Source organism: Limosilactobacillus difficilis (assembly GCF_947387495.1).
GTDB classification, from domain to species: domain Bacteria; phylum Bacillota; class Bacilli; order Lactobacillales; family Lactobacillaceae; genus Limosilactobacillus; species Limosilactobacillus difficilis.
Genome location: NZ_CANDNU010000052.1, coordinates 1 through 10288 on the forward strand (window position 1 = coordinate 1; position 10288 = coordinate 10288).

General features: G+C 46.3%; 12 protein-coding genes. 8 read left to right on the top strand and 4 right to left on the bottom strand.

Annotated features, from left to right (window positions below):
* Together QOR82_RS08070 and QOR82_RS08075 are read left to right on the top strand one after the other, a co-directional pair.
* On the top strand, window positions 1–93 hold a 93-nt coding region (locus tag QOR82_RS08070), incomplete at its 5' end, for a zinc ribbon domain-containing protein (RefSeq protein WP_283584264.1).
* A gap of 122 nt (window positions 94–215) precedes the next feature.
* Complete coding sequence (locus tag QOR82_RS08075) at window positions 216–722, top strand: MFS transporter (RefSeq protein ID WP_283584255.1); 507 nt, start codon at window positions 216–218, stop codon at window positions 720–722.
* A 66-nt stretch (window positions 723–788) separates the two neighbouring features.
* Here QOR82_RS08075 and QOR82_RS08080 read toward each other — a convergent pair whose 3' ends face one another.
* The 4 genes from QOR82_RS08080 to QOR82_RS08090 all read right to left on the bottom strand — a co-directional run bounded on the left by QOR82_RS08080 (window position 789) and on the right by QOR82_RS08090 (window position 3628).
* Window positions 789–2093 carry an MFS transporter gene (locus tag QOR82_RS08080; RefSeq protein ID WP_283584256.1) on the bottom strand — a complete coding sequence of 435 codons (1305 nt, stop codon included), beginning with the start codon at window positions 2091–2093 and terminating at the stop codon, window positions 789–791.
* Between the two features lie 281 nt (window positions 2094–2374).
* The gene (locus QOR82_RS09425; protein ID WP_326521494.1) at window positions 2375–3037 is read right to left on the bottom strand and encodes an LTA synthase family protein; all 663 of its coding nucleotides are present in this window, start codon (window positions 3035–3037) and stop codon (window positions 2375–2377) included.
* Entirely contained in the window at window positions 3038–3481 is a 444-nt protein-coding gene (locus QOR82_RS09430) for a hypothetical protein (protein WP_326521495.1), read from the bottom strand.
* A 12-nt stretch (window positions 3482–3493) separates the two neighbouring features.
* Window positions 3494–3628 (bottom strand): hypothetical protein, encoded by a 135-nt coding sequence (locus QOR82_RS08090; RefSeq protein ID WP_283584257.1) that lies wholly within the window; start codon window positions 3626–3628, stop codon window positions 3494–3496.
* A gap of 127 nt (window positions 3629–3755) precedes the next feature.
* On the opposite strand from QOR82_RS08090, the gene cls reads away from it, so the two are divergent.
* The 6 genes from cls (at window position 3756) to QOR82_RS08120 (ending at window position 10231) form a co-directional block, all read left to right on the top strand.
* Complete coding sequence (gene cls, locus QOR82_RS08095) at window positions 3756–5228, top strand: cardiolipin synthase (RefSeq protein ID WP_283584258.1); 1473 nt, start codon at window positions 3756–3758, stop codon at window positions 5226–5228.
* Window positions 5229–5559: 331 nt separating this feature from the next.
* Entirely contained in the window at window positions 5560–6219 is a 660-nt protein-coding gene (locus tag QOR82_RS08100) for an amino acid ABC transporter permease (RefSeq protein ID WP_283584259.1), read from the top strand.
* Window positions 6200–6877 (top strand): amino acid ABC transporter permease, encoded by a 678-nt coding sequence (locus QOR82_RS08105; RefSeq protein WP_283584260.1) that lies wholly within the window; start codon window positions 6200–6202, stop codon window positions 6875–6877. The genes QOR82_RS08100 and QOR82_RS08105 overlap by 20 nt, the downstream gene beginning before the upstream one ends.
* A 14-nt stretch (window positions 6878–6891) precedes the next feature.
* Complete coding sequence (locus tag QOR82_RS08110; RefSeq protein WP_283584261.1) at window positions 6892–7632, top strand: amino acid ABC transporter ATP-binding protein; 741 nt, start codon at window positions 6892–6894, stop codon at window positions 7630–7632.
* A gap of 19 nt (window positions 7633–7651) precedes the next feature.
* A complete protein-coding gene (locus QOR82_RS08115) occupies window positions 7652–8515 on the top strand; it encodes a transporter substrate-binding domain-containing protein (protein WP_283584262.1) in 864 nt (287 codons plus the stop codon).
* Between the two features lie 285 nt (window positions 8516–8800).
* Window positions 8801–10231 (top strand): helix-turn-helix domain-containing protein, encoded by a 1431-nt coding sequence (locus QOR82_RS08120; RefSeq protein ID WP_283584263.1) that lies wholly within the window; start codon window positions 8801–8803, stop codon window positions 10229–10231.
* The last annotated feature ends 57 nt before the right edge of the window (window positions 10232–10288 follow it).

Below are 10288 nucleotides of genomic sequence, written 5' to 3' on the forward strand. Positions count from 1 at the left end.
GAATGGACTTGCCCTAAATGTGGTATCCATCACGATCGGGATATTAATGCGGCAGTTAATATCTTGCATAAAGGACTAAAAGCCATTGGCTAGGGACTAGCCATGGTAAATAGCGAAGTTCTGTAAGTTAGGTATCAGGAATACCTGTGTAATATCCTAAATACTACTTCGTGTTCCCAGAAGCTCAGTCATTCATGGCCGAGTAGTTCACCTTGATGCCCCAAGCTTTGCAGCGGGTTTTCGGCATTAGCCCACTGATGGCTGCGATTGCCTTCCTGCCGCTAACGGCCATCCAATTTGGTGTTTCCCTATTGGTCGCTCGGCTGACTTTTCGTTTTAATAACGCGACTGTCCTGATTGCTGGGGCGATCATCGATACTTTTGGCTTAGTTCTCGGCACGGTAATTGGCATTCAGCAGGGCTATTGGCTCGGGGTGGCGCTGCCGATGGTTTTCATTGGGATCGGTCAAGGGTTGATTATGAGTCCGTTGACTGTGGCCGGAGTAGCTGATACCTCAGGTGACATCGCTGGTGCAGCTTCTGGAGTGGTCAACACTGTCCACCAGATTGGTGGGGCAGTTGGCTTATCGATTGTTTCGGAAATGGTGGCAGGAGTCACAAAACCAGCCGCTATGATCGATCATGCCCAGGCTTGGATGGTGGTTTTGGCCATCGGGATGCTAATCGGTGCTGTCAATATTTTGCGGTGGCCACACAAGTAATAAAAAAGCAGGCCCTAAAGCCTGCTTTTCGTTTATCTTCGATTACAATTGAATGTGCAGTTAATCTTAGTGGTTGGCATCAACATGCTGCATTGACATGTTGGTAGCTACCGGTGATTGAGCGGTTGATGATTGGTGAGCGCTTTTCAAATCATACATCCGTTTAGCGGCAAAGATGATAGCGATGATCGCCAACATCAGAACACCGTAAATCCGGAATGGAACCGCCAGACTCAGACCGCTCATCGGCCGGCCGAGCAGGTGGTTGAACCATGCGTCAGCCGTTGGTGAGAAGAAGGCACCGAAGTTAAAACCGATCAGGATGAATGAAGTTAACTTCGTCTGCAGCTTCATCGGGGCCATGAACGGCAGGATGTTGAAGATCAAAGGAGTCAGGACCTGCATTGGGTAACCGACTAGCAAAATGCCGGCAGCAATGATGGCGAAGTTATTGCCACCAAAGCCGAAGAGGAAGTTGGCAATGGCCAGTAATGCCAAGCCGATGTACATAGTGCCAATGTAACCGAAATGCTTTTGAAGGATGCCGTAAGTGGCACCACCAAGGGTTGCACCGATCAGCATCAGTGAGAGGAAGGTCCCGGTGCCGTCGAACTTAGCACCGTTAATCGCAACGGCCAGACCAGGGAAACGGTTTTCCATGCCAATAAAGTCCATCTTGATCAGCAGAACGAAGAAGAGGATGGCAATAACCAACGGGCTGATCTTAGTAACCGGCTTATTGTCAATCGGTGAAATTGTTGCTTCTTCAGTGTTGTCGCCCTTGTCAGTATCAGAGTTGGCAGTGCTGTGGGTGTCGTTTGGTACTCGCCAAGCGAAGAAGGCCATCACAGCAAAGGCCAGACCGTAGACGAGGAAGGCAGCGTGCCAACCGGCGTAGATCAAAAGCAAGCTGGAGATCGTCAGCGTGCAAGCATTCCCGATTTGTTCAAAGGCGGAACGCCAGCCTTGCATGCTCGTCCGTTCGTGACCCTTGTACCAAACGGAAATCAAGGAAATCGCTTGCGAGTTATACAGACCATAACCGGCACCTAAAATTAACCGTGAAATGAGAATGGCCCAGTAATTAGTAACAAAGGCTGGAACCAGACCAGCAACCCCGACCAGGCAAATCCCGGCCATGATGATGTGTTTGTCAGAAATGTGGAACCAGTCTTGCAGGAGCGGTGACAGAACCACAAAGAACATCACGGCAAATGATGGGGTCGTCACCAGGTACTCAACTTGCGGCTGGGTAATGTTTAAGGCGTTTTTAATTTGCGGCAGCGCACTTTGGATTGCGTAGGCACTCGTTACCATGAATGAGGCAGAGAGGAACGCAAGCTTCGTGGCTAATGTGTTACTTTTTTCCATAGGATTGCCTCCAATTGTAATCGGAATAATTTCAAACTTTATTAATCTCTTTACGGTGTATATGATAACCGGTTGTCATACACTTGTAAAGCGCTTCCAAGATTGTCAACGCGGGGCTTGGCTGGGCTTGCGATCCCTTGACAGACGTGGGATGAACTGGCCTTACATAAGATAGCGCTTCCAAATAGACCAATAATAAAATTCGTGCTTATATCGTTGATATATCAGCAAAATTATTCAATAAACCAATATTTTTAGACAAAAAATAAAAGCAGCCCGTTTTAGGCTGCCTTTTTGAAAATGGCGACGAATTTGGGACGAATCGCGTGCCAGACGGCATGGTTGCCAAAGGCTGACGCGAAGGACATCAACCAGGTTAATAGATAAACGATGAGAATTCCCCAAACGTGGTGCTGGGCAGTGAAACTTTTGCCAAAAGACCACCAGAGGATAGCCGTCCAAAAACTGCTGCTTAAAAAGGCCCGGTGGGCGAAAGTCGCAAAGAGATGGAAGAAGTGGGTGGCTTTGCTTTGACGGTCGATCTGCCAGCGGGCGAAGACGAAGATCAAGCCGATCACTACGAGGTCGTAGAGGAGCATCATCGGTTTATAGTAGGGAGCGTTGGCGAGGATGACGGGATGGCCATAGCTGAATAGTTGCCAGTTATTCCAGATAAAAGTAGCGATGAACAGTATGATGAGCAGCCACCAGTTCTTCTTCAATCCCCGAAAGACCACTTCGTGATTTTGCCAGGCGAGGGTGCCGAGTACGCCGTAGATTAAGAAACTCAAGAAGACCCGGTCTAGTAGGTACCATTGATGGGAATAAGGGCCGTGGAAGACCAGGGTGTCATACATCAGCAGCCACAGTAATTCAAAAGCCAAAGTGATGATGATAATGAACCAAGTGCGCTGGGGATGGTGGTCGCACCAATGACCGATCATTCAAAAGAGAGGCGTCAGGATGATGAATTGCAGCATCATGACGTTGTACCAGAGGTGGGGAGCGGCGTTGCCGTTGATGAACTGCCAGCAGAAAGTCAGAAAGTTGTGGTAGTGCTGGACCTGTTGTAAATCAGGCATGATGATCAGATAGATTAGGGTCCACCAGATACTTGGGACAAACAACAGCCCCCAGCAATTGGCCATGTAGTGGCGGTAGGTAATCTTGGTGTTAATCGTTGTCCGAATGGTGCTGTAGAGGATACCGAAGATAAAGGCGGGCGCCGAAAATTTGATAATATCGTAGACGTAGCCGATTCCGTTTTGGTAAGCAGCTGCCGGGGTGACAGTGAGGCCGAGAACCAGGACGTTTTGCAAGATTACGGTGGAGAGGGCGAAAACTTTTAAATAATCGCCGACGTCAGCGTCTGGATCATAATAATTCATAAATTAGCCCCCTTAGCGGCGATTTTGGTACAGATAAGCACCGACGACAATGATGACGAGTAAGATGATCGCGGCAATGGGGTTGCGGTTAAATAGCATATGGAAGAGACGGACCTGGCCGATGCCGAGGGGCAAGAAAGAGAGCATGTGAATCATTCCTTTAAACTGATTTTTAGTTATATTATAGCGATTTTCTCATATACGCGGTTAGTGAAACAGAGTGACTTGCGTTAAAATTAAGAAACAATGTGAAATCATTCAACGGGAGGACAAGATGGAGCTAACCTGGGAAGTAGTGAAATATATTTTGTTGGCGGTAGTGATTGTCAATGAAGCGATCGCACTCTTTACGGTCTTTCGGGAGAAGCGGGACATCGCTGCCACCTGGGCTTGGCTGCTAGTGCTGACTTTTTTGCCGGTTCTTGGTTTTATCATCTATGCCTTCCTCGGTCGGAAACTATCCCACCGCAAGATGGATCGGATCCAAACCGAGACTCAGGTGGAGATGAGTGAAGCTCTGCAAGCCCAGAAGAGGCGCTATTCAACGATGGAGCCGCCTAAAGAAGACACGATGCGGGTTTACCGGCGAACGATCATGCTATTTCAAAACGTGGCGGATTCTTTCGTCAGTCGGCATAACCGGGTCAACATTTACACTGATGGCAACCAGCTCTTCCGGAAAATGTTTGATGATATTGCGGCGGCTAAAGACAGCATTCATATCGAGTTCTATAGCATTTACAATGACCGGATCGGCAACGAGCTCCGGACCTTGCTGGAACAGAAGGCCGCGTCGGGGGTCGAAGTCCGGGTGCTCTATGATTCCTGGGGTTCGATGGGGGTCAAGTCGAGTTTCTACGACCACCTGCGAGAATTAGGCGGCCAGGCGGCACCGTTTTTGATGACCCGCAGCAACCTCTTTGACTTCCGACTCAACTACCGGGATCACCGCAAGATCGTAACGATCGACGGGCAGTTAGCTTACATCGGGGGTTTTAACGTCGGCGACCAGTACCTAGGGCGCAAGGCTAAATTTGGTCCGTGGCGGGACACCCATCTTCGCATTGAGGGTGGGGCGGTTTATTCCTTGCAGCAGCAATTTATTCGGGATTGGAACGCTTCGGCGGCTAATAATAAGAACCGGATTTATCATTACCGGCCTTATTTCCCTGAGATCACGGTGCCAGATACCGAGGGGCATGCGGCACTGCAAGTGGTTGCGAGCGGCCCAGATTCCCAGAGCCAACAGATCAAGCTGGGCTATTTGCGTTTGATCAACGCAGCTCAGGATCACATTTGGATCCAAACACCCTACTTGATTCCGGATGATTCAGTTCTGGATGCCTTGCGAATTGCGGCCAAGTCAGGGATCGATGTGCGGATTATGGTTCCTCACATGCTTGACCATCCCTTTGTCTACCGGGCAACCCAGTACTACGCTCACCAGTTGGCGGATGACGGGGTTACGATCTACTTTTACCAGGCCGGCTTTATGCATGCCAAGACGATGGTGGTGGACGGCAAGATGGGCTCGGTGGGTTCAGCTAACATGGACGTGCGGAGTTATAAACTGAATTTCGAGGCGAACGTCTTTATCTACGACCACGACTTGATCGACCGGCTCGAACGCATCTTTATCAATGATATTCGGAATAGTCATGTGATTACCCCGGAGATGTTTGCGGCAATGAGCCCCTGGCTGCGTTTCAAGCAGAGTGCCAGTCGGCTACTATCGCCGATTTTGTAATGATGATAATTGTTGAAACGATATTTATTCGTTTTACTAACAATAAGTTAGCAAAAATCTATTGACATCGCATTAAAGAAAGATTAGAATACAATTAATCAATCAAGAAGGGAGTGCGAATGATGCTGAATTTTGCCATGGTAGCAGAACAATGTGTTACGTGTTGCAGCAACTGTAACATGCGTTTTGCTATGGCGAAAATTCAGTAATTCGTACTGGTAAATACTTTCTTAGACGGAGTTACCTCTAAGAAAAAGCAAGCCTGCGATTTCTGGATGAAGTCGCAGGCTTTTTGTATTTCTTAGAGCTTGAATTAAAGGAGGTTTCATCAATGAGCTGGGCCATTATTCAGCAGAGCCTGCCGCAGTTTGCGCAGGGCTTTCGCCTGACTTTGTGGCTGTCGTTGATCGGCATCATCGGCGCGATTGTTGTTGGTCTGATCAGCAGCCTGCTGCAGTATTTTCGGCTGCCGGTGATTAGTCGCATTTTTGATATTTATGTGGAAGTGGCACGTAACACACCGTTGCTAATCCAGCTGTTCTTCTTATACTATGCTTTTCCGGTCATGGGGATGAAGATGTCGGCCAAAACCTGTGGGATCATCGGGTTGATCTTCTTGGGTGGGGCCTACATGGCGGAAGGTTTCACCGGTGGTTTCAAAGGGGTTAGCCCCAATCAGATTGAGGATGGCCGGGCACTGGGGATGAACAATCTTCAGCTGGCACGCTACGTGATCTTGCCCCAGGGCTTTGCGCTGAGTATGCCGGCACTGGCCGCTAACATCATTTTCCTTGTCAAGGAAACGTCAATCTTTACGGTAATTGCTATCCCTGAGCTGACTAACACCGCCCTGGACTTGATCGGAATGTACTACCGGTCCAATGAATACTTGTTTGTCCTGGTCGTTGCCTATGCAATCATCTTGATTCCGCTGATTTTAATTCTGAACTGGTTAGAAAGGAAGGTGCGCTATGGGACATTCGGGGATTAACGTTCTGATTGAAGGAACAAACCTTACCCGGCTTTTGGGCGGCCTCTGGACCTCAGTTTGGATCGCAGCTTTATCATTGTTGATTGGCCTGGCACTTGGTACCATCTTCGGGATGCTGCGAACGCTGCACAACCGCGTGATTCGCTTTATCCTGATGCTCTATCTGGAATTCTTCCGAATTGTGCCAACGGTGGTGTTGCTGTTTTTGTTCTACTACATCTTGCCCCGACAGTTTCACATCAACTGGCCAGCCTCGTGGATGGCCGTGATTGCTTTCGCCTTGTGGGTGGCGGCCGAATTCAGCGATATCGTGCGGGGAGCATTGCAGTCGGTGCCCAAACATCAGCGTGAAACCGGGGAAGCGCTCGGCTTTAATAACTGGCAATTATTCCGTTACGTGTTATTGCCGCAAGCGGTCCAGCTGGAATTACCGGCTACCATTAACCTGGCAACGCGGGTCATTAAAACCACGTCTTTGCTGCTGATGATCAGTGTCATGGACGTCATCAACATTGGCCAGCAGATCATTGAAGCCAATAACCAAAACTACCCGACCGGGGTCTTCTGGGTTTACGGTCTAATCTTTTTCCTGTACTTCATCATCGACTACCCGCTTTCCCGGTGGGCCAAGCACCTTGAAGCAAAGCAGAAACAATAACGAGGCGGTGTATCATGGCAGAAGAAATTTTAAAAGTTGAACATCTCAATAAATATTATGGCGACTGGCAAGCCCTTCACGATATCAATTTTTCGATTAAGAAGGGCGAGGTGGTAGCCCTCCTCGGTCCCTCTGGTTCGGGGAAGAGTACCCTGATTCGGACCTTGAACGGCTTAGAACCCTTCAAGGACGGGACGATTTTCTTCCACGGCCAGGCGATTGAGCAAAGTCACAAATCGTGGCTGGCGATTCGGCAAAAGATCGGGATGGTCTTTCAGAGCTACGACCTCTTCCCGAACTTGACGGTGTTGCAAAATATCATGCTCGCCCCGACGAAAGTGCAAAAGCGTGATCCCAAAGAGGTCCAAAAAGAAGCTCTGGAATTACTCAAGCGGGTCGACCTGGCCGACCATGCCGCTGCTTATCCGCGTGAACTTTCCGGGGGGCAAAAGCAGCGGATCGCGATTGTCCGCTCGCTGGCGATGCACCCTGAGTTGATGCTCTTTGACGAAGTAACGGCGTCCCTGGACCCCGAAATGGTGCGGGGCGTTCTCGAGATCATCAAGCGGCTGTCGGATGAGGAACACATGACGATGATTATCGTCAGCCACGAGATGAACTTTGTTGAGCAGATTGCAGACCGGGTGCTCTTCTTGGAAAAGGGCCGCATTCTGGAACAGACGCCGGGTAAGCAGTTCTTCCACGAACCACAAACCCAGCGGGCTGCTGACTTTTTGAACAGTATGGATTTTTAATAAAGGGAGATTGAAGAATATGAAGTTTAAGATTAACTGGAAGAAAATTATTACTGGTGCTATGGCAATCGCAAGTGTCGCTGCTTTGACAGCCGGCGTGAACTTCGCTCGGCCGACTACGGCTAACGCTGCTAGCAACAACAGTTCCGTGAGCGCGATTAAAAAGCGCGGCCAATTGCGGGTAGCGGTCTTTGGCGACCTGCCGCCGTACGGCTGGGTCAATAAGAATGGTAAGCGGGTCGGTTATGACGTGACTCTGGCGCGTCAGATGGCGAAGGATCTCGGTGTAAAGCCGAAGTTCGTCCAGGTCAACGCCAATAACCGGGTTGACACCCTGAATTCGGATAAGGCCGACATCGTGCTGGCTAACTTCACTGTAACGCCACAGCGAAAGCAGGTAATCAGCTTTGCCAAGCCGTACATGAAGGTTTCTGTCGGTGTCGTTTCGCCGAAGAACAAGAAGATTTCCAGTGTCAGTCAATTGCGGGGCAAGAAGCTGATCGTCAACAAGGGGACGACGGCCGAAAACTACTTCACCAGCAACGCTCACGGCGCTTCTTTGATGAAGTTCGACTCTAAAACCCAGCAATTCAACGCCCTGAAGAATGGGCGGGGAGCGGCGTTGGCCGATGATAACTCCTACCTGTACGCTTGGACCAAGAAGAACCCGAAGTACACCGTTGGGATCAAGAGCGTGGGCCCTCACCAATACATCGCTCCAGCTGTGAAGAAGGGTAACACTTCGCTGTTGAACTGGTCGAACAAGGAAATTACCAAGCTGAACAAGCAGGGCTTCTTTACCAAGGACTACAACAGCCAGCTGAAGCCGTACTTTGGCAGTGAGGTAAAGCCGAGCGACATTATCCTGAAGCAGGGAAAGTAAAATTTTAGTTACTAAAAACGATTAATTGAATAGTAAACAATCCTGTGATTATTGTTGGCGCAATAATTGCAGGATTTTTTTATGAAATTTTGCGGTGCTAATTTTAAATTGCTGGACGAAATGTTAATTTATTGCAAGTTTAAATCGCTTTCTATAGAGTAAAATATCCTATAAAAAATAGTTAACTAAATAAAATAGTTAACTAAATATCGAAACAAAAAGAACAATAATTTAACGATTAAAACGACAAACATATTAAAAATTTGTTCCGAGGGGGGACGGCAAATGCTATCCAAAGAAGATTGGAGTAACATCAAATTTTCTTCATTAGGAGATCTGTCTTTACCGTTTGAGGATAATGAGATTAGATTTTTGGTGTCTAGTGATAATGATCTGAAGGTTAACTATAATGGCCAAGCAATGCCAATGAACATGGGTGATTTTATTTTGATTAATCGGCATTCCAATTGTGGGATCATTGGCAATGGCGATAATCACGTTATTATTATTAGCTTTTTTATCAATCGTGAAGATTATAGCGGTGAACTATATACACATATTTTTGAGAATCTCGAAATTAACTCATGTCAAAACAAGGCAAAAACGAGTGAAGAGATTAAAGAGATCTTGAAAGAAATTGTTAATATCAAAGTGAATTCTCAAGAATTTATTCGTGCGGATATTCGAGAAGAATACTACCGATTGGTTGCACTGCTATTTAAAAAATATGCTAAAGATGTACCGCAAAAATCTAATCATGCTTCGCGAATTGATAGAGTCAAAGAATACTTGGATTTAAATTATAAAAAGAATCTTCCTCTGACTGAAGTAGCTGCAAAATTTGATTTTTCCGCTCCTTATTTATCGCGATTATTCAAAAATACCTTTAAACAATCCTTTAAAGCCTATCTTGCTAATTTGCGAATTGAAAATGCTCGATTGGATATGTTGCAAACCGATAAGAAATTAATAGACATTGCATATTCTAATGGTTTTCCCAATGTCGGTTCTTTCAACGCAGCTTTTAAAGGTAAATATCATTTAACGCCAAGTGTTTATCGAAAAAAAAGTAAATTCGATAATAAGAATAGTCAAACAGCAAGAGAGTATATCGTTCCTAAAAATCAAATGAAGGATTTAATAGGGAACCAACATTCTCAAAATGTGACAACAATTCGGATTAATAATGACCAAATTAATGCGATTAGTGGAATGAAGGAGCCTTGGCGACAATTAATTAACGTTGGGGAAGCCAGTTCTTTCTTTTCAAAAAATTTTCATGAACAATTGAAAAATGTCCAAAAAGATATTGGATTTAAATATGGACGTATTTGGGGATTGTTTGCTGATATCATGGTGGATTCCAATAATTTAAAGTTTAGCAAGATTGATGAAGTAATTGACACTCTATTGAGTAATAAACTAATCCCATTTATTGAATTAGGTAATAAGCCTCTTAAAATCAACAGAAATTACAAGGAAGTGATTCAAAGGCCAGCCCATCTTAGAACTGCGACAGTTTATAAACAATTCCTCAAATTTTTTACAAAGTTCCTGATCCATTGCATTGCTAAATATGGCAAAGAAGAAGTTTCAAAATGGAATTTTGAATATTGGTATCCAAGTGTTTCAGTCATGAATAATAAATACATGCCTGATGTTGATAAAACGAATATTGAAGGCTATTTGAAAAACTTTCCTAAATTTCAAGAATAAGTTAGCCACTGGACTCAAATAAATAATACTGACCAATTGATTATTGGTTGATGGAGC